The 19,438-nt window shown below is 43.5% G+C and carries 16 protein-coding genes; 12 read left to right on the top strand and 4 right to left on the bottom strand.

The features are described from left to right. The first annotated feature begins 574 nt into the window (after window positions 1-574). Together OW255_RS16035 and OW255_RS16030 are read left to right on the top strand one after the other, a co-directional pair. Window positions 575-1,705 (top strand): site-specific integrase, encoded by a 1,131-nt coding sequence (locus tag OW255_RS16035; RefSeq protein WP_024838660.1) that lies wholly within the window; start codon window positions 575-577, stop codon window positions 1,703-1,705. Window positions 1,706-1,896: 191 nt separating this feature from the next. Further along, the gene (locus OW255_RS16030; protein ID WP_024838659.1) at window positions 1,897-3,570 is read left to right on the top strand and encodes a methyl-accepting chemotaxis protein; all 1,674 of its coding nucleotides are present in this window, start codon (window positions 1,897-1,899) and stop codon (window positions 3,568-3,570) included. Between the two features lie 14 nt (window positions 3,571-3,584). Here OW255_RS16030 and OW255_RS16025 read toward each other — a convergent pair whose 3' ends face one another. The 3 genes from OW255_RS16025 to OW255_RS16015 all read right to left on the bottom strand — a co-directional run bounded on the left by OW255_RS16025 (window position 3,585) and on the right by OW255_RS16015 (window position 7,557). Further along, window positions 3,585-4,334: an MBL fold metallo-hydrolase gene (locus OW255_RS16025; RefSeq protein WP_268114645.1), complete on the bottom strand. Its 750-nt coding sequence runs from the start codon at window positions 4,332-4,334 to the stop codon at window positions 3,585-3,587. Between the two features lie 42 nt (window positions 4,335-4,376). After that, window positions 4,377-4,850 carry a glutathione peroxidase gene (locus OW255_RS16020; protein WP_024838657.1) on the bottom strand — a complete coding sequence of 158 codons (474 nt, stop codon included), beginning with the start codon at window positions 4,848-4,850 and terminating at the stop codon, window positions 4,377-4,379. A gap of 181 nt (window positions 4,851-5,031) precedes the next feature. After that, on the bottom strand, window positions 5,032-7,557 hold the full coding sequence (locus OW255_RS16015) for an HD domain-containing phosphohydrolase (RefSeq protein ID WP_268114644.1): 2,526 nt from the start codon (window positions 7,555-7,557) through the stop codon (window positions 5,032-5,034). Window positions 7,558-7,892: 335 nt separating this feature from the next. Here OW255_RS16015 and OW255_RS16010 point away from each other — a divergent pair, with 335 nt between their 5' ends. The 5 genes from OW255_RS16010 to OW255_RS15990 all read left to right on the top strand — a co-directional run bounded on the left by OW255_RS16010 (window position 7,893) and on the right by OW255_RS15990 (window position 11,759). After that, entirely contained in the window at window positions 7,893-9,434 is a 1,542-nt protein-coding gene (locus tag OW255_RS16010; protein ID WP_268114643.1) for a LysM peptidoglycan-binding domain-containing protein, read from the top strand. 182 nt (window positions 9,435-9,616) lie between these two features. Continuing rightward, entirely contained in the window at window positions 9,617-9,973 is a 357-nt protein-coding gene (locus OW255_RS16005) for a GIY-YIG nuclease family protein (RefSeq protein ID WP_024838654.1), read from the top strand. Further along, window positions 9,957-10,241 (top strand): DUF2087 domain-containing protein, encoded by a 285-nt coding sequence (locus tag OW255_RS16000; RefSeq protein WP_024838653.1) that lies wholly within the window; start codon window positions 9,957-9,959, stop codon window positions 10,239-10,241. The genes OW255_RS16005 and OW255_RS16000 overlap by 17 nt, the downstream gene beginning before the upstream one ends. Window positions 10,242-10,263: 22 nt before the next feature. Then, window positions 10,264-10,848, top strand: coding sequence for a helix-turn-helix domain-containing protein (locus OW255_RS15995; protein ID WP_024838652.1), 585 nt, complete (start codon window positions 10,264-10,266; stop codon window positions 10,846-10,848). Between the two features lie 86 nt (window positions 10,849-10,934). Then, window positions 10,935-11,759, top strand: a complete 825-nt coding sequence (locus OW255_RS15990; protein ID WP_024838651.1) for a MerR family transcriptional regulator — start codon at window positions 10,935-10,937, stop codon at window positions 11,757-11,759. Between the two features lie 84 nt (window positions 11,760-11,843). On the opposite strand, the gene OW255_RS15985 is transcribed toward OW255_RS15990, so the two are convergent. Further along, window positions 11,844-12,266 (bottom strand): GNAT family N-acetyltransferase, encoded by a 423-nt coding sequence (locus tag OW255_RS15985; protein WP_024838650.1) that lies wholly within the window; start codon window positions 12,264-12,266, stop codon window positions 11,844-11,846. A 197-nt stretch (window positions 12,267-12,463) separates the two neighbouring features. On the opposite strand from OW255_RS15985, the gene OW255_RS15980 reads away from it, so the two are divergent. The 5 genes from OW255_RS15980 to OW255_RS15960 all read left to right on the top strand — a co-directional run bounded on the left by OW255_RS15980 (window position 12,464) and on the right by OW255_RS15960 (window position 19,415). Then, the gene (locus OW255_RS15980) at window positions 12,464-13,108 is read left to right on the top strand and encodes a TetR/AcrR family transcriptional regulator (protein ID WP_268114642.1); all 645 of its coding nucleotides are present in this window, start codon (window positions 12,464-12,466) and stop codon (window positions 13,106-13,108) included. Further along, the gene (locus OW255_RS15975) at window positions 13,098-14,414 is read left to right on the top strand and encodes an MFS transporter (protein WP_268114641.1); all 1,317 of its coding nucleotides are present in this window, start codon (window positions 13,098-13,100) and stop codon (window positions 14,412-14,414) included. Before OW255_RS15980 ends, OW255_RS15975 begins: the two co-directional genes overlap by 11 nt. Beyond that, window positions 14,381-16,699 (top strand): ABC transporter permease, encoded by a 2,319-nt coding sequence (locus OW255_RS15970; RefSeq protein ID WP_268114639.1) that lies wholly within the window; start codon window positions 14,381-14,383, stop codon window positions 16,697-16,699. Before OW255_RS15975 ends, OW255_RS15970 begins: the two co-directional genes overlap by 34 nt. A 3-nt stretch (window positions 16,700-16,702) precedes the next feature. Further along, window positions 16,703-17,461, top strand: a complete 759-nt coding sequence (locus OW255_RS15965) for an ABC transporter ATP-binding protein (protein ID WP_268114638.1) — start codon at window positions 16,703-16,705, stop codon at window positions 17,459-17,461. A 424-nt stretch (window positions 17,462-17,885) separates the two neighbouring features. Further along, window positions 17,886-19,415 carry an ABC-F family ATP-binding cassette domain-containing protein gene (locus tag OW255_RS15960; protein ID WP_024838645.1) on the top strand — a complete coding sequence of 510 codons (1,530 nt, stop codon included), beginning with the start codon at window positions 17,886-17,888 and terminating at the stop codon, window positions 19,413-19,415. Window positions 19,416-19,438 lie beyond the last annotated feature (23 nt).

Raw genomic sequence — 19,438 nt, 5'->3', positions numbered from 1 at the left:
GTATGGTGGAACCGATAAAGAGAGCCAGCTACCTGGGACTTTTTTAAAACCTTCCTGTTTTCATTTCTCAGTGATTGTCTTTCGATTTAATTCTGTAGTAATTTGAAAAAAGTGCCATACATAGGCATCTGATTAATCATATATTTTTATCAAAAACATCGACCGCATCTGGCGTAGGGGACTGCTTCATAGATAATTCTTAACGAACAGTAAGTTGATTAAATATTAGGTTGTTAGTATACTGTTTCTTAATTTAAACCTGTCCAGATATATTTATAGACCGTATAGAGGTAAAAAACGTCCTGGATCATTGTGTTAAAATTAAAAAACGCCCGTTCCATAATAACTATGGAACGGGCATTTTATGATCGCAGTTTATTCAAAACCGAGACCCCTTAGTTAGACATATTCTGACAAATTTCATTATATAGCGACAGATATTGTTTGTCAACAAGAGGAAATGAAACTTATTCTAAGCTAATTTAGGGATTTCATCCTAAATATAGCAGTTATTTTCGGTTTGAAAGAAAAAATCCGCCGTCATAATGATCGTCATATGGAAAGGAGTCGTGCGATGCCGCGCAAAGGAGAGAATATTTATAAACGAAAAGATGGCCGCTGGGAAGGAAGAAGCTTAAGAGCCAACGGCAAATACCGGTATTTCTATGCAAGTACTTATCGGGAGGTACGGGCCAAGATGAAGGAAGCCTGGCAGGAAAGGGAGGCTGAGAAGAAAAATACCATTCCCCTTCCAACAAATCCAGGGGAGCTGTTTCAGAGCTGGCTTTCAGACACGGTATCTGAGAGGGTGAAGCCAACCACTTATGAGAGTTATTATCATTGTATTCATGGGTACGTAATTCCCTATTTTAAATCCATAGAAAATCAGCCCATGTCCCAGTCCTGTGTTTGTGGATTTGTGAAGTCAATCTCTGAGAACGCTTCCATCTCCCAGACATATAAAAGAAAGATCATTTCTGTGTTTAAGATGTCTATCAGGGAAATATATAAAGATTACCCTAATCAGCCCAAGCTTTTGGAAGCGGCTGTCTTACCAACCGGGAAAACTCATCAGGAGGTCAGCGTTTTTACCATGAAGGAGCAGAGAATACTGGAGCAGGCTGCATTCATGTCTCCGGATAAAAGAGCACTGGGTATCATTCTGTGCTTTTATACGGGCATACGCTTAGGAGAGCTTTGTGCCCTTCGCTGGCGTGATATTGATCTGGAGGCAGGGACTATGTACATTGGAAATACGGTATCCCGCATTCGGAATTTTCAGTCGGTGGAAAGCAAAACAATGCTTCACATAGGAACGCCAAAAAGTAAAACCTCCACCAGAAAGATTCCTTTACCTGGATTTTTGTTAGAGCTTGCAAAAGAACTAAAGCCAGGAATTAAATCCGAGGAACATTTTATACTTTCTAACAAAAATACGCCTTTTGAGCCCCGTGTTTATCAGAAGCTATATAAAAGAATTCTGAAAGATACAGGAATTAAGGACAGAAAATTTCATGCCATCAGACATACATTTGCAACCAGGGCGCTGGAGGTTGGGGTAGACATTAAAACACTCAGTGAGATTTTAGGACATTCTAATGTTACAATCACCTTAAATATCTATGCCCATTCCCTGATGGAGCAGAAGAAGGCAGCCATAGAAAAGCTGAATATGATGCATGTGACTCAAATGAAAGTCGTTTGATTCCCCGTCAATTTTTTCGTATGTAACGTAAAAAAGCCTTATAAACAAAGAAAAAATAAGGTATGTCACAGTTTTGAATAAACAGCGACCATATTAAAACCCATTGATGTCAGATATATTATACTCAATTTATTGGAAATGATAATGGTTTTTGTAAAAGAAATGCGTTGAACAAAAGAGGAGGATGAAGTATGAAGAGTTTTAAGGATTTTAAAATTACGAAAAAGTTACTGACCGGATTTTTTAGTATGGTATTTCTTATGATCGTGATCGGGTGTGTGGGAACTTTTGGCTTGATAAGAATGACTCAGGCCAGTAACTACCTATATGAAAAGCAGACAGCCCCCATTGATGATATGATTCATGCCATTGAAGCCCTCACTCAGATACGGATTAATGTCAGGGATGCTGTAATTCATGCAGGAGATGTCCAGAAAATTTCTGAACTAGAAAAGGTCTGTGAGGAGAGTTCCACAGAATTCATAAAAAGAATGGAGATATACCGTTCTACCATAACGGATTCAGCTTCTCTTCTTCTTTTAGATGAGACAGAAACCATGTTTAAGGAAAAATATATGCCTCTGGTTCAATCGGTGATTTCTCTCTCAAAAGAGAACAAAGCGGACCAGGCAGTAAAAGCCATTGAAACCAGCATGGAAGACACCAAAGCCATGATGAGTAACATGGACATACTGGTGGACAACCGAATGGCAGAAGCCGATAAAACCAGTGATGACAATTCCGCCTTGGCATTGGAACTGATTATTTTACTGGTGGTCTTTCTTTTACTTGGTGCAGCAGCAGCCTTATTTTTGGGATTTCGGATTGCCAAAGCAATCAGCAGTCCCATCGGACTGGTTGTAAATGCGGCGGAGCGGATTGCTCTGGGCCGGGTTGATATTGATTTGAGTGAAGTTGATTCCAAAGATGAAACAGGACAGCTTGCTCAGGCATTTTTAAGAATGCTGGAGGGAATCAAAAAGCAGGTAGAGGTTGCAGATATTATCAGCAATGGAGATTTTACAAAGGAAGTTCCACTGCGTTCCTCTGAAGATGTAATGGGTATGGCTCTGCAGAGGATTCAAGCGGATTTGAACCAGACCATGCATGCCATTCGTACGGTAGCTACTGAGGTCAATTCCGGTGCAGAACAGGTTTCCGATGCTGCCCAGGCACTTTCCTCCGGAGCAACAGAACAGGCGGCAACGGTGGAAGAACTCAATGCTTCTGTCAGCAGCGTAGCCATTAAGGCAGAAGAAAATGCAGTCACCGTACAAAAAGCAGCGGAATATGTGGCTCAGGCAGGAGCGGGCGTGACGGAAAGCAATGAATATATGCAGAACTTAAATGAGGCTATGTCAGAGATAGGCGCTTCTTCTCATGAGATTTCTAAAATCACAAAGCTGGTGGAGGACATTGCCTTCCAGACCAATATATTGGCATTAAATGCAGCCGTGGAAGCAGCCAGGGCAGGAGATGCAGGAAAGGGATTTGCAGTGGTCGCAGATGAGGTCCGGACACTGGCGGCACGGTCAGCAGAAGCAGCCAAACAGACGGCAGATTTGATTCAGAAGTCCGTAGCAACGGTAGGAGAAGGCGGAAGACTGGCAGATATCACAAGAAACCTTTTGCTTGACGTATCACAAAAGGCTTCTTTGGTAGGGGATGCAATACACGAAATCGAGGCCTCCTCCACAGAACAGGCCGCTGCCATAGAACAGATCAATCAGGGGCTGTCACAGGTTTCTTCTGTAGTTCAGACCAATGCTGCGACAGCCGAGGAAAGCTCTGCATCCAGTGAGGAGCTGGCGGCTCAGGCTCAGATTCTTAATCAGGAGGTCAACAAGTTCCGGCTGAAGGTATAAGAAGTATGAAATGCTTATAATTTCATGATTCTTTTTTCTTCCAGACTGGTCAGACTTTCTGGAGTATGGGTGGAAAGATAAACCGTGGGATTCTCCTGAATAAAGGTACGTGCTTTTAAAAGGGTCTCCCTGGCTGCTTCCACATCTTCAAAGACAACGGACAACCGGTTTTCAATTAAAGCTGCGTCCGTGTAGGTAATATCACCGTGAATCATGTAGAAGAGTCCGTCTGCTTCCACGATTACGATGCTGTTGCCCTTTGTATGTCCTGGAGCAGGGAGGAAATAAACTCCTTCTGCAATCTTTTCACTCTTTTCAAAGTTGTGATAAGGGCCGTCCTCATAGGTCACCCGAATGATATTGTCACCTTCCAGCTTGAGGGCATCGGCTTCTGCTCCGGATAAATAAATCTTTGCATGAGGAAAGCTTCTAAGTTCTCCAGAATGATCGGGATGCTTGTGAGTCAGAAGAATTTTTGTAACCTGCTCCGGGCGGTAGCCAAGCTTTTCTAAAGCTGTCATATAATCATCAATCCGTTTTCCCTGATATATCTTCTGGCCTTCCTTTGGGGGAGCGTCAGGAGATTCTTTGGGAATTCCGGTATCGATTAAAATCACTTCACTGCCTGTATCAATGACATAGTTTTGAAGGCTTGATGGGTAGGTTTTCGTTTCATCGAAAATCGGCTCACTGACCCCTCCTCCCATGGCAAACGGCTGTGTCATATAGCCACCCTCATATAATCTGACTGCTTCAATTTTCATGTGAATACTTCCTTTCTTTGACCTCTTTTTATATAGAGCTCTTTATAAAAGAGCGGTGATATCCTTTTCCAGCTTTTCCGGCTTATCCGTAGGAGCGTAGCGTTTTAGTACGTTTCCGTTCCGGTCTACTAAAAATTTCGTAAAATTCCACTTGATTCCAGAACCAAGAACCCCTGACTGACGAGCTTTTAGATGAGTATAAAGTGGTGATTCATTGGCACCGTTCACCTCGATTTTTGCAAATTGAGGAAATGAAACCTTGTATGTCAGCTGGCAGAACTCATGGATTTCTTCCTCGCTTCCAGGCGCCTGATGGCCGAACTGGTTGCATGGAAAATCAAGAATCTCAAAGCCCTGGTCCTTATACTTGCCATATAAGGCTTCCAGTCCTTCGTACTGAGGGGTAAATCCGCAGCCCGTAGCCGTGTTGACGATTAAAAGGACTTTTCCTTTATAATCGGAAAGGGGTACGGGATTTTGTTTCATGTCCATGACCGTAATATCATAAAGATTCATTGTTAGCACCTCTCCATTTCTTTATTGTTTAACACAATTGTATTGTACACAATTAAATTTTAAAAGTCAATACTTTTTTTAAAATAATAATTTTTTTATCACTAAGAGTATCATTTCATAAAGATGCAATAAAAATGTGCAGGACAATCCGGAATACTTAACCGGTTAATCCTGCACAATCTTATTTATAAATTTGATTCAGTCCTAAAAAAATATCTACAATATGGGGATCGAACTGGGTGCTCTTACACCGTCTGATTTCCTCCATAGCAACCTGACTGTCCATAGCCTTTCGGTAAACACGATGATTCGTCATGGCATCATAACTGTCAGCCACCGATAGAATTCGGCACAGAAGAGGAATTTCTTCTCCTTTTAATCCTCTGGGGTATCCGGATCCATCAAAGCGCTCGTGATGGGAGAGAATGTACTCAGCAACGGTAGAAAGCTCCGGCGTGTTCTGAGCGATGCGGTAACCGATTTCCGGATGCCGCCTCATTTCTTTCCATTCTTCCTCATTTAATGGGCCGGGCTTTTTTAAAATCTCCATATTGATGCCTACCTTGCCAATGTCGTGGAGCATGGCAAGAAGGGATAGTTCATTTTTTTCTTCTGGGGCAAGACCTAATTTATCTGCAATGGCAATGCAGTAAGTCTCCAATCGTAAAGCATGTTCTTCTGTTTCCATGCTCTTTTCATAAAGAGTAGCCAGGAGGGTATTTATTATGCTGTTACGATAGCTTTTTCCTGCCAGCAGCTTTTTGTGATACATCTGTTCCTCTGCCTTATGAAGCGAAATGTGTAAAGGCTCATACATGGTCTGTCTGACGTCAAACCCAAGGGAAACACTGATCTGTAAGGGAAGAGTATTATTTGTATCAAAGGCTTCTTCTAATTTACGGATCATCTCCTGAGCACCCTCTACACCGGTCTTTGGAAGCAGGATTAAAAATTCATCACCGCCCCATCTGGCGGCAATCCCCTTTTTCTTAATGGTAAATTCCATGATTTTAGCCACTTCTTTTAATAGCAGGTCTCCGGTTTTGTGACCAAAAACATCATTAATTACCTTTAACCCATTTACATCTCCCATAATCACGGTTAACGGGAGCATGGCTTCCTTATCCAGCCGCAGGATTTCCTCTTCCTGATATCTGCGGTTGTGGATTCCGGTCAAAGGGTCGTGATAGCTTAGATACAGGATTCGCTGTTGCTGCTTTAAGGTTTGGCTTACATCACGAAAGACCATGACTACTCCATATCCGATTCCGTTATCATCCCGAATAGAAGCTGCACTGTCGGCAATTGGAATGATGTTCCCTTGTTTATTTAAGAGCACGGTATCATCGGCAAGCTCCACAGTTCTCCCTGTTTTCAGTACCTTTTGAATGGGATTTGTAACGTGCTTTCCATTGACAGCATTTCTTAAATCAAAGATTTCATGGAAGGGCTTTAAGTAAGCATCAGCCTGATTCCAACCGGAAATGACCTGAGCTGTTTGGTTTAAGTAGGTGATGCGTCCTTCGTTGTTTGTTGTGACCACACCATCTCCGATGGAATTTAAGGTGACTTTAAGAAGCACCTTTTCCATATATAAATCATCCCGGAACTTTTCCCTGTCAGATACATCAAAGATAATGGAAAAGAGCTGCGGAGTCCCTTCATAAGTAATAGGGGAGGAGTAGACATCGACCATTTTGGTCTCGCCGCTCTTTAACCGGTGGCAGTATAAGAAATACCGGTTTTCACGGCAGAGGGCCTCCTGGCGCATATCATTAATATCCTGTATGTTCATTGCCAGTAGCTCTTCCTTGGAGTAGCCGTAAAATAAGCAGGCCGGAGGATTGGCATCCAGAATTTGTCCCGTTTCCATATCTGTGATGAGCATGACAGCAGCGTGCTCCGTAAACATGGAATTTAAGTTCTTTAAAAGCCGTTCCTTATCCTTTTTTAAATCTTTCAGCTCCGTAATATCCATGCGGGAACCAAACAGGTAAGTTTTCTTGTCACGATCCTCAATGGGAGTAAGTCTCACCAGCCAGTTTTTTTGTGAGCCATTTACGTAGGAACTTTCTTCATACATCATACTTCTTTTCGATTCGATGCATCGCAGATAGCTTTGCTCCAAAGCACCCCCATCGACCTCACCCAGTACTTCTACAGGGGTCTTCCCCTTTAGCTGGGAAGAGGACACGCCTGTCATCTGTTCATGGGCCTCATTGTTTTTTACGTAACGAAGCGTTCCATTTACATATTCTACAAGAAAGAGTCCATCCTGAGTGTTTTCAAAGAAAACGTCATTGAAGCGGGAAAGAGATTCATTCCTTTTTTGTTCGTTCTCATATTGCTGCCATGTATCCGTAATTTCATCCCAAACGGTGAACAGACTGTTTTCATTAAGCTTGGTGGCTGTTACCTTAAAGGTTCGGCTCTCCATTGAGACCATAAGGGGCATATCATGATTCCACTGACTTAATTGGGAAAAGAATGTATGCCAATGAGGGGCATCTGATGTTAATTCAGGAAGCAGCGAAATATTTTTAGAGATAGCATTTTCCCGGTCCAGACCTAAGTACTTTAAAAAAGCTTCATTGGCATCTGCCAGAACATATTCATTTCTGTGACTGGTGTTTTCTGATACCATCTCAAAAAACGCACAGCCCAGCGGGATTTGCATAAAAATCTTACCTGCAATTTCGGCTGTCATGATAGACCCCTCCTTCTTACTTATTCGCATTATTTTTGTAGTAATGAAATAATATCAGAACTTTTTTTAGAATACAAGAATGACAGGAAGTTTCTCACCACCTTTGGTACCATTTCTGCATGTACAATTATGTTATAATATATTACGAAAAAGAGATGATAGTGATAACCTGTATTTTTTCACACATTTGGAATAAAAAAGAGAACATCTACATATGGAAAAGTGAAATAAAATCACCAGGAAAAAAAATAAAAATTTTCTTTTGCTGACAGGTACTATTCTGATTTTTTCAACATAACATAAGACAAATTGTTTTATTGAAAGGCATTCATATTATGAGTTCTTGTCCACAAGGAATGACTTCTTACACCATTCAGGCCGGTGACACTCTTTGGCTGATTTCAAGACGCTATAATACTACCGTTGATGCAATTATGTCTGCAAACCGGGGATTAATGCCAGGTAATTTAAAGGTCGGTCAAACCATCTGTGTGCCTCGCAGAGGAAGACCTCAGCCTCCGGCTCCTCAGCCCCCGAGCCCCCAGCCGCCAGCTAATTGTCCGGTAGGATTGCGTACTTATACCATTCAGCGGGGAGATACTCTCTGGAAACTTTCTCAGACCTACTGCACCACCGTAGAGACCATTATGGCAATTAATCCTGGAATCAACCCGAACAATTTGGTTGAGGGCCAGGTAATCTGGATTCCTGCCGGTTACAAATTCCGTAACTTCCCGTCATGGCCCCGTATGCAGGAGGAATCTAATGATGAATTAATGGAAGGCAACCAGATTTCCGGCTGCCCGGAGGGACATCATTCCTATATTATTCAGGCAGGAGATACACTCTGGCTTCTTTCTCAACGCTATAACACCACCGTAGAAGCACTTATGACTGCAAACCCAGGTATTAATCCCAATAACCTGTTTGTAGGTCAGGTAATCTGCGTACCGGCTGCCAGAGTCAATACATGTCCGCAACCAATGCCTCAGCCAACACCAAGGCCTCAGCCGATGCCGCAGCCAACGCCGCAGCCGATGCCGCAGCCGATGCCGCAGCCAACGCCTCAGCCGATGCCACGGCCAACGCCGCAGCCGATGCCGCAGCCAACGCCGCAGCCGATGCCACAGCCAACGCCTCAGCCGATGCCACAGCCAACGCCTCAGCCGATGCCGCAGCCAACGCCGCAGCCGATGCCACAGCCAACGCCCAGGCCAATGCCTCAGCCAGCGCCCAGGCCGATGCCACAGCCGACACCCCAGCCAGCGCCTCAGCCAGCACCACAGCCAGCGCCTCAGCCAACACCCCAGCCGGAATCTCCCCTGGTCATGTGGGTAAGTAAGGCAGAACAGAATTTGAATAATTATCTTCGTCTTCTGTGGCTTGAAAATGTTTACTGGCTGAAAATGGCCATTCAGAGTATGATTTTTGATCTACCGGATGCTGGAATTTCCAATGCACGCCTTATGCAGAATCCAAGAGATTTTGAAATGGCAATGCAGACCTTCTACGGTAACGATGATGCAGCGGCATTTGCAGAGCTGTTATCCAATCATATTACCATTGCCAATGAGCTTGTCACTGCGCTCATGAATTCCAATGCCAATGCTGCCGCAGATGCGGAGAGACGCTGGTATGCCAATGCAGATCAGATGGCTTCCTTCTTAAGCAGCATCAATTCCAACTGGTCACAGGAAAGCTTGCAGAATCTCCTTCGGGATCACCTGGATATGATCAAAAACAGTGTAAATGATATGCTGGCAGGTAATTTTGAGGAAAGTGTAACAGCTTTTACTGATATTGAGAGCCAGGCAACTGAACTGGCAGATATTATGACCGATGGAATCATAAGACAGTTCCCACAGTATTTCAGATAAGAATAGCAGCAGTCCGGCAGGAACATTAGCCGGGCTGCTTTGTTTTATACTCTACGAAGCGTAGATTGAAATAGTGGTGTATTTCAGTTACAATGATGTTATAAAATGCCTGAAAAAAGTCAGTATTCCCATAAAAGAGTGCTGCCATTTGTATGGCAGAAGGAAAGGATGGTGAAACTTAAGTGGACAAACTTTCAAGAAAATCCCTGAAAGAACAATATAAAAGCCGTGCTCTTATTGGTGGCGTATACCGAATTGTATGCAAGGAAGAAAAAGTGGCCTGGCTGCGGAGCACCGTGGATTTAAAAGGAGCTGAAAACCGCTTTTTATTTTCCAAGTCCATGAATTCCTGTCCGGAACATGGGATGCGCAAGCTATGGGATAAGTACGGGGAAGAAGCATTTTCCTTTGAAGTCCTGGAGGAATTAAAAAAGAAAGAAACCCAGACCGAGGAAGAATTTTCCGAGGATATAAAAATATTATTGGAAATGTGGCAGGAGAAAGCGGAGGAAGGAGAAGAATATGGAAGAGAAGATTGATATCAGCCGGATGCTGGATTCCTCTGGTCGAATTGAGCAGTTCCCAAAGAAAAAGGGAAGCAGAACGGCCGTTTTAGAGTATCTTGCTGATAAGTTTATGGAAGACCGGGAATACAGAGAAAAAGAAGTAAACGAAATCTTAGAGGAATGGCATACGTTCGGAGATTTTTTCTTATTAAGGCGGGAACTCATTGAACACAAACTGCTTAACCGTAAACCGGATGGCTCCAGTTATTGGAGGCCAAAGAAACAAGAAGAACAAAGCTAATAAGCACACGGAGGAAACAACCATGGAGTACCGTAAAATTGGAGCTGTGATCCGCACTCTGAGGCAGGAACAGAACATGACCCAAAAACAGCTTGCAGATAAAATGAATATCAGTGACAAAACGGTCTCCAAGTGGGAGAGGGGCCAGGGGCTTCCGGATATATCACTGATGCCGGAACTGACTGCCATATTAGGAGTCGAGATGGTAAACCTGCTGTCAGGTGATTTAACGCCCAATGAATCCGATGGAGGTAATATGAAAAATACAAAATATTATGTATGTCCTTCCTGCAACAGCCTGACCTTCTGTACCGGAGAGGCGGAGATTTCCTGTTGCGGAAAGAAGCTTTCTTCCCTGGAGCTTAAAAAGGCCGGTGAGAGTGAAAAGCTTCATGTGGAAGCAATGGAAGAGGACTGGTACATCACCAGCAGCCACCCTATGAATAAGGAGTGCTATATCTCATTTCTTGCCTTTGCGTCCGGAGACCGGATTCAGGTCATCAAGCAGTATCCGGAGTGGGATTTAAACGTGCGGATCCCCAAAAGAGGCCATGGGATATTGATCTGGTACAGCACCGGGCAGGGGCTTTTAAGTCAATTGCTTTAAAAATAAAAAATTCTGGTTGACTCTCACACAGTGAGATACTATATACTGATCCTGAGCTCAAAAACACATATATGTGAGGTAAAAACATGCTGAAAATAGGAGATTTTTCAAAATTAGCAAGGATCAGTATACGGATGCTGCGTCATTACGATGAAATAGGTCTGCTGGTGCCAAAAAGCATAGATCAGGCAACGGGTTACCGCTATTACAGTGAGGATCAGCTGCCTATGGCTTGTCGCATCACATCCTTAAAAGAGATGGGATTTGGACTTGCCGCCATCGGTGATATCATCAGAAATTACCACAACCCAGGGGAACTGGCTAAATTTCTGGAGATTAAGCAGTCAGAGGTGTATTCTGAACTGCAGGAGACCAGCCGCCGTATGAGGCTCCTTGAAACAGCCATAGAAAGGCTGAGAAAGGATGAGACTTCCATGAATTATAATGTAACATTAAAAACAATGCCCCAAAGATATGTGGCAAGCGTCAGAGACAAAATACCGGCTTACGATCAGGAGGGTATCTTGTGGAACCTTCTTATGACAGAGACCTCCGGTCTGAATCTGCAATACGATGATAATTGCTTAAGTCTTGCCGTATTCCATGACCAGGAACATAAAGAAAGCGACCCTGACGTGGAGATTCAGATTTCCGTAAAAGGAAGCTATGAGGATACGGAGCACGTAACATTTAAAATGGTTCCTGAGGTAGAAATCGCATCTGCGATCTATAAAGGCAGCTATGAACACATTACAGATGCCAACCATTCTGTGGCCAGCTGGGTCAATGACAATGGGTACGAATTTAATGGGTCCCTGTTCTGCATTTATCATGTGAGCCCAGCCCAGACGAAGAATCCGGAGGAGCTTGTGACAGAGGTCTGTTATCCGGTTCGTTTAAAGGCGCAATAAAAATAAGGAAAACGGCGGTTTTGAAATGATTTCAAAACTGCCGTTTTTATCGTGATTTTATAAAAACAAGTAAATCCAGGATTCTCATTTTGTCCATTCCATGACAAGCTCTGTTTCACCAGTATGTTCATCTGTCTGTTCTTTTACCTGATGAAAGCCTTCTCTGACATAAAATTTCACGGCTCCTGTGTTATTTTTATACACCTGCAGGGACAATTCTGACCGGATTTCCTTCGCATGATTTAACAGTGCCTTACCAATCCCCTGGGACTGACAGCTAGAATCAATAAAAATGCCTGCGATGTAATTTTCCATAAGCCCAATAAAGCCTTGAATTGCGTTATTATTTTCGTATACAAAAATATCGGCTTCCGGCAGCATGCGTTTCACTTCTTCAAAATTACCCTGCCAGTAGCTGGCTGGAATGAAGTCGTGTGCGTTTGTGTTGGTGTCTAACCAGATCTTCATGACCACATCAAGATCATTGGCGGTAAACTCTCTAATCATGTTATTCTCCATTTCGTTTATACTATAAGTCAGACCATGCTTTCTTAGGAAGGATCATCTGACTTATTCTATTATATCAACAATCCCCATTTGGTACAAGGTCCCATTGGAATCTCTGATTTTTCCATTGACAGAAGTAGAATTTTGTCATATGATAGCTATAGACAGACAGTCGGTCTATAAAAGGAGATGCTAAAATGAAAATAATAAAAAATCCGGAAGAACGTAAAAATGAAATATTAGATGCAGCAGATCACTTATTTACCCAGAAAGGCTTTGATGGTACCAGTACCAATGATATTTTAGAAGCCGTTGGCATTGCACGGGGAACCTTATACTATCATTTTAAATCCAAGGAAGACATTATGGATGCCCTGATAGAACGGTACAGTGGAGGCATTTTAACCAGAGCAGAGGAGATTGCTAAAAATAAAAGCATTCCTGTTTATGAACGGATCGTAAGTACGGTTCTGGCACTTAATATGAACCACGGAAGCGGAAGGGAAATCATTGAGCAGATTCATAAGCCACAGAATGCACTGATGCATTTTAAGGCCCAGAAAGCTGTCTTAAATGGAGTGACCCCTATCCTGGCTGGAATTATCAGAGAAGGAGTGGAGCAGGGATTATGCACCACGCCATATCCCTATGAAGCCATGGAGATGCTGGTAGTCTATGCAAATACCGTATTCGACGGAGATATGATAGAGCTGACCGATGAGGAAAGGCTGAGCCGTGCCAAAGCTTTTATTTTTCACACAGAGCGTCTCCTTGGCGTGGAAACAGGAACCCTCACATTTGCTAAGCAAATATTTGAAAAGGATGATGAAGATGAATCATAAAGACAATGCATTTCAGAAATTTCTTCTCCTCTGGCTGGGAGACTTAATTTCTTCCATTGGAGGAGGTCTTACAGCCTTTGGCCTTGGAGTTTACGTGTATCAAAAGACTGGCATGGCTTCCCACGTTGCCATGGTGACACTTTTATCCTTTCTTCCCACTCTGCTTCTCAGTGCTCCGGCAGGGGTATTGGCAGACCGGTATGACCGCAGACTAATTATGATATTAGGCGACGGACTTTCTGCCTTTGGTCCTTTGTTCATCCTGTTTTGTTTCTTATACAAGGATGTACAGATGTGGCAGATATATGTGGGAGTTACGATTAGCTCCGTATTTTTCTCCTTACTGGAGCCGGCTTACCGTGCCACGGTCACCGATATGCTTTCAGGGGACCAGTATACAAAAGCCAGCGGTCTTGTCCAGGCAGCCGGATCGGCGAAATATTTGATTTCACCCGTGATTGCCGGCTTTTTGCTGAGACACTTTGATATCAGTCTCTTGCTTATTATTGATGTGAGTACATTTTTTGTTACTCTGGCAACCACACTGGTGGTTCGAAAGGGATTGGCAACAAAGGAAAGGGAGAAAGACAATGCATTTCTTTCGGATTTTAAGGAAGGAATCCGAGCCCTTTCTAAGAATAAAGGAGTCATGACACTGGTATGGATGGGTACGTTTATCACCTTGTGCTTAGGCTATATCCAGACGCTTGCATCTCCCATGATCTTAAGTTTTTCAGACAGCACCACTCTTGGTCTGGTACAGACCTTAATGGCATCGGGAATGCTCATTACCAGCATCCTTTTAGGAATCATACCCATTAAAAAAGGTTATGTTAAAGTATTATGTATTTCATTGTTTGGCTCTGGGGTGTTCATGGCACTCTTTGGTATGAAGGAGAACTTAACCTTTATAACCATATCAGGAATATTATTCTTTGCCATGCTCCCTCTTGCCAATATGAGTATAGATTATCTCCTTCGTACCAACATTGATAACGAGCTGCAAGGACGTGTCTGGGGGCTTGTGGGACTGATTTCCCAGCTGGGATATATCGCAGCCTATGCAACCTCAGGAGTATTGGCAGACTATGTGTTTACTCCCCTTCTCATAGAGGGCGGAGGGCTGTCTGGAAGCGTTGGAGAGATTCTTGGAACAGGAGAAGGCAGAGGCGCCGGATTTTTAATCGTCATAGCCGGCGGATTGCTGTGTATCGTTTCGATCGCTTTATACCGCATCAAAGCGGTCCAGAAGCTGGAAGGTGGAGGTGACCTATGTTTCGACGGATCATCCGCAACGACATTGTAAAGAGTCCTGCAGTATCATTCATTACCTTTGTTTTTATTGCCGCAGCAGCTGCCCTGGTTTCCCTGGCAGCACTGCTGATGGTTCATTTGACCGGGGCCATTGACGGGCTTATGGTTCAGGCAAAAACGCCTCATTTTCTTCAGATGAATTCCGAAAAGCCGGACCTTGCCCGTCTGGAGCAGTTTGCAGACAATGAGGAAAGCGTTACCGATTTTCAGGTCCTGGAATTTCTAAATGCAGAGGGATCAGAAATTGTAATAGGTGCCAATAACTTATCTGAAAGCGTCCAGGATAATGGTCTCTCCACTCAAAGTAAATCCTTTGATTTTCTTCTTTCCCTTGACGGAGAAATCCTTCACCCTAGAGATGGAGAACTTTTTGTTCCCATTGCTTATGGAAGAGATGGCACCGCACACCTTGGAGATAAGGCTGTTATTTTAGGAAAGCAGTTTATTGTGGCTGGCTTTCTTAAGGACTCCCAGATGAACTCCTTACTGGCTTCCTCCAAGCGTTTCCTTATTAGTGAGCATGATTATAATGAGATAAGGGACTTAGGCAGCCCCGAGTATCTCATTGAATTCAGACTAAAGGATCTAAAGGACCTGGGTGCCTTTGAATCTGCCTATATAAATGCCGGTCTGGAAGCCGATGGACCAACGGTGACCTATCCTTTATTTAAAATGATGAATGGTGTATCCGATGGCCTGATGATTGCAGTTATTCTTCTTATCAGCGCTTTGGTGGTCCTCATTGCCTTTTTATGCATTCGCTTTACCCTTCTTGAAAAAATGGAGGAAGAGGCCAGGGAAATTGGGGTCATGAAAGCCATCGGAATGCGTACATCTGATTTGAAAAAGCTGTATCTAGGCAAATACGCAGTCATAGGTGGTGCCGGCTGTCTCCTTGGAGGCATGGTATCCTTATGCCTTTCAGGGGCAGCTCTTAAAAATATCCGTCAGACCATAGGAGAGGGAGGAAGTAAGCTCCTTGCCATAGGTCTGGGTGCCGCTGGAATGTTGGTGATTTATTGCTTCATACTGTTTTTTGTTAACCGTGTATTAAGACGCATGGGCAAGCAATCTGCCGCGCAGGCCATCCGCTTTGTAGGAGCAGGAGAGACAAAGGGAAAATCAAGCAGACTATCCTTAAGCAATCAAATGTTTTTCAGTACAAACGTGTTTCTTGGAATCAAAGAGGTTCTTTGTCGGAAAAAGCTTTATGCCACCATGCTCTTTGTAATAATACCTTCTGCATTTATCATACTGGTACCAATGAATTTGCACCATACCATTTCCTCCCCTGAATTTAGCACCTATATGGGGATTGGACGAAGTGATTTTCTCATAAGAATCCAAACTACACCAGGTGAAGAAGAAATGGGAAAGGAAATAATTCAGAGGTTAAAAGGGGATCCGGAGGTGGCTGAGTACGCAGTATTGACCACCAAACGATTCTATGCCAGATCTGCATCAGGCAGTGTGGAGCCGTTAAAAATTGAACTAGGCAGCCACACCACATTTCCCGTGCAATACGTAAAGGGGAAACCACCGGAAGCAGAAGGGGAGATTGCTCTTTCTGTCCTCAATGGAAGTGAATGGAACAAACAGGTGGGAGATACCATGGTGCTGGTGGAAGATGGCATGGAAAGGCAGTTGGTGGTTTGCGGTATTTATTCGGATATTACCAACGGCGGAAAAACAGCTAAGGCATCTTTTGATGGGGCTTGGAAAAAGCCGATGTGGACAACCATTGCCGTAAAAGCGGCGCCTTTGGTATCCGCTCATAAGAAAACAGTAGAGTACGGGGAGAGCTTTCCCTTTGCTAAGATTTCGGGCATCGACGGTTATATTTTGCAGACCTTTGGACCTACCATTCGTGCCGTAGGGAGAGCCGCTTCCATTGGAATGGTATCGGCACTTTTCATGATTCTTCTGGTTACCATGCTGATGATGAAGCTGCTTCTTGCAAAAGAGAAATATTCCATAGCGGTCATGAAATCATTGGGATATACCTTTAAGGATATTTCTATACAGTATATCACTCGTTTCCTGGTGATTCTTCTGCTGGGAGTCCTGCTTGGTACGGTTCTTTCCAATACGCTGGGAGAGGCCATGGCAGGTGCCTTAATTGCATCTTTTGGAGCCGCAGCCTTTCGATTTGTCATAGATCCTGTATCCGCTTATCTGATCATGCCGTTACTCATGGGAAGTACCGTATTGCTGGCGACTCTTCTTGGAACGTCAGGGATCAGGAGCATTCAAATATCCCAGCATATAAAGGAGTAAGAGATGAAAAAACTGATCACAGCGGAAGGAATTGTAAAAGTATATGACCAGGGCGGGGAACCTCAGACAGTACTTTCTGGCGTGTCTCTGGAGATAGGAGAAGGGGAATTTGCAGTAGTCATGGGTCCTTCTGGCTCGGGAAAATCCACTCTGCTTTATGTATTAAGCGGAATGGACCCTGCTGATGGCGGAACCATTGCCTTTGATGGCAGAGCGTTAGATGGCCTCTCGGAAGATGCGCTGGCGGATTTAAGGCGCAGTAAAATCGGCTTTGTCTTTCAACAGCCCACTTTGTTAAAAAATCTAAATATCCTTGATAACATTTTACTCCCGTCCTTAAGGGACCATAAAAAGGATTCCCAAAGGCTTAAAAAGAGAGCCAGAGAACTTATGGATGGAATGGGAATTGGGGAGCTTTCCCAGCGGGAAATCACCAAAGTATCCGGAGGCCAGCTCCAGCGGGCAGGAATTTGCCGGGCTCTTATGAGCCAACCAAGAATCATAATGGCAGATGAGCCGACCGGCGCCTTAAATTCCAAAACTGCTCATGAGATCATGGATATCTTTGCAGAAATCAACAGGGAGGGAACGGCCCTTTTACTGGTGACCCACGATCCCAAAGTAGCAGCCAGGGCAGGAAGAGTCTTATTTATGAGCGACGGACAGATCGTAAGTGAGTTAAGGTTCCAGAATAAGGACGAGATGGCCCAGGACAAGAATCTTCTTGAAGTAATGGAGAAAATGAAAGAACTTGGCATATAAAAAAGTTTGGGTTTGACAGCAAAAACATGATGTAGTATGATGCTTAAGAAGGGCAGTGCCCTTAAAAGGAGATCAGCATGAACTTTTATTTAACAGATAAACCTACAAGAATATTCAACTCTGTACAATCCATACCGGTGAAACATTGTGCAGAGTATAGCGTATAAATCAACGCCATAAGATTTCATCGGGAAACATAGCCATAGCAGGAATGAAAGTATCATTTTCGCTATAGCTTGTTTTCCGTGTGTCATTTTGCGTATGAAAAGGCTGAGGACAATGTTTTGTCCCCAGCCTTTTGCATTGATATCACCATTGGCCCATTCAGGCCAAAAGGCAGAAGGCAGATACCATTGTGTATCTTTGTCTTCTGCCTTTTTTCGTTTATGCGCAAGCCATAAGAGAAGAAAGGAAATGAATTAGCATGAGTTTATTAGAATTGGAAGGATTAACACATTCGTTTGGAGATAACCTGCTTTACAAAGAAGCAGAACTGACTTTAAATAAGGGAGAGCATATCGGCATAGTAGGTCAGAATGGAACAGGAAAAAGTACACTCATTAAAATCTGTACGGACCAGGTGGTACCGGATGCAGGCCGGGCTTATTGGCAACCGGATATATCCGTAGGGTATCTGGATCAGTATGCAGAAATTTTAAAAGAGGTAACTATCATTGACTTTTTAAAGTCTGCCTTTAAGGAACTTTACGAAATGGAGGAAGAAACACTCCGGCTCTATGAAAAAGGAGCTAAGGGAAGCCTGGATGCCTTAAGTGTGGCAGCCCGGTATCAGGAAGAGCTTGAGAGAAAGGGGTTTTACTCTATTGATACCAATATCCAGCAGGTAGCCAATGGACTGGGGCTGACTGCAGTGGGACTGGAACGTTCCATTCATCAATTAAGCGGAGGTCAAAGGGCAAAAGTGATTCTTGCAAAGCTGCTTTTAGAAAAGCCGGATGTTCTCCTTTTAGATGAGCCTACCAACTTCCTTGACAAAGAGCATATCGGCTGGTTATCGGATTATTTGTCTTCCCTGGAAAACGCCTTTCTGGTGGTATCCCATGATTATGGGTTTCTGGAAAGAATCGCCAACCGAATCTGCGATATTGATAATCTGAAAATAACCAAATATTACGGCACGTACTCCGAGTTCTTGAAGAAAAAATCACTTCTAAGAGAGGATTATATCAGGCAGTATTCCGCCCAGCAAAAAGAGATTAAAAAGACAGAAGAATTTATCCGTAAAAACATTGCCGGAAGAAAATCAAAGATGGCAAGGGGGCGTCAAAAGCAGCTTGACCGCATGGATAGGATGGAGGCATTGCATCAAAAAGAGAGAAAGCCATATTTTTGCTTTCCAGAGCTTCCTGTTACCAATGGAGAGCATCTGACTGTGAAAAATCTGGCAGTGGGATATGATACTCCTGTTCTGGAAGGCATTCATTTTAGCTTAAAAGGAGGCCAGAAAGCAGTCATTACGGGCTTTAATGGGATCGGTAAATCCACACTATTAAAGACCTTGATGGGCCAGCTTTCACCTCTTGATGGCTGTTACCGATTTTCAGATCAGGTGAAGGTGTGTTATTTTGAACAGGATTTAAGATGGGAAAATGGTAGGAAAACGCCGATGGAAGTAGTTTCGGATAAAAATCCAGCCCTGACCATAAAGGAAGTAAGAGAGCATCTTGCCCGAAACGGAATATCCAGTAAACATGCCATGCAGCCCATAGGAACCTTAAGCGGAGGAGAACAGACAAAGGTTAAACTATGCTTACTCCAGTTTGAACCGTGCAACTTTTTAATCCTCGATGAGCCTACCAATCATCTGGATGCTCAGGCAAAGGATTCACTGAAGTCAGCCTTAATTGATTTTTCCGGCACGGTTTTACTTGTTTCTCATGAACAGGCATTTTACTGCGACTGGATTGACCAGGTGATAAAAATAGAGAAATAACAAAATAAAAAGGGGTATTGTAA

The organism is Lacrimispora xylanolytica (assembly GCF_026723765.1).
In the GTDB taxonomy this organism is placed as follows: domain Bacteria; phylum Bacillota; class Clostridia; order Lachnospirales; family Lachnospiraceae; genus Lacrimispora; species Lacrimispora xylanolytica.
Note: the sequence above shows the minus strand (reverse complement) of the source record. Positions and strands in the feature narration are given on the sequence as shown.

Coding starts and splice junctions, on each gene's coding strand:
- OW255_RS16035 (WP_024838660.1), top strand. CDS start 575: ATGCCGCGCAAAGGAGAGAATATTTATAAACGAAAAGATGGCCGCTGG.
- OW255_RS16030 (WP_024838659.1), top strand. CDS start 1,897: ATGAAGAGTTTTAAGGATTTTAAAATTACGAAAAAGTTACTGACCGGA.
- OW255_RS16025 (WP_268114645.1), bottom strand. CDS start 4,334: ATGAAAATTGAAGCAGTCAGATTATATGAGGGTGGCTATATGACACAG.
- OW255_RS16020 (WP_024838657.1), bottom strand. CDS start 4,850: ATGAATCTTTATGATATTACGGTCATGGACATGAAACAAAATCCCGTA.
- OW255_RS16015 (WP_268114644.1), bottom strand. CDS start 7,557: ATGACAGCCGAAATTGCAGGTAAGATTTTTATGCAAATCCCGCTGGGC.
- OW255_RS16010 (WP_268114643.1), top strand. CDS start 7,893: ATGAGTTCTTGTCCACAAGGAATGACTTCTTACACCATTCAGGCCGGT.
- OW255_RS16000 (WP_024838653.1), top strand. CDS start 9,957: ATGGAAGAGAAGATTGATATCAGCCGGATGCTGGATTCCTCTGGTCGA.
- OW255_RS15995 (WP_024838652.1), top strand. CDS start 10,264: ATGGAGTACCGTAAAATTGGAGCTGTGATCCGCACTCTGAGGCAGGAA.
- OW255_RS15990 (WP_024838651.1), top strand. CDS start 10,935: ATGCTGAAAATAGGAGATTTTTCAAAATTAGCAAGGATCAGTATACGG.
- OW255_RS15985 (WP_024838650.1), bottom strand. CDS start 12,266: ATGATTAGAGAGTTTACCGCCAATGATCTTGATGTGGTCATGAAGATC.
- OW255_RS15980 (WP_268114642.1), top strand. CDS start 12,464: ATGAAAATAATAAAAAATCCGGAAGAACGTAAAAATGAAATATTAGAT.
- OW255_RS15975 (WP_268114641.1), top strand. CDS start 13,098: ATGAATCATAAAGACAATGCATTTCAGAAATTTCTTCTCCTCTGGCTG.
- OW255_RS15970 (WP_268114639.1), top strand. CDS start 14,381: ATGTTTCGACGGATCATCCGCAACGACATTGTAAAGAGTCCTGCAGTA.
- OW255_RS15965 (WP_268114638.1), top strand. CDS start 16,703: ATGAAAAAACTGATCACAGCGGAAGGAATTGTAAAAGTATATGACCAG.
- OW255_RS15960 (WP_024838645.1), top strand. CDS start 17,886: ATGAGTTTATTAGAATTGGAAGGATTAACACATTCGTTTGGAGATAAC.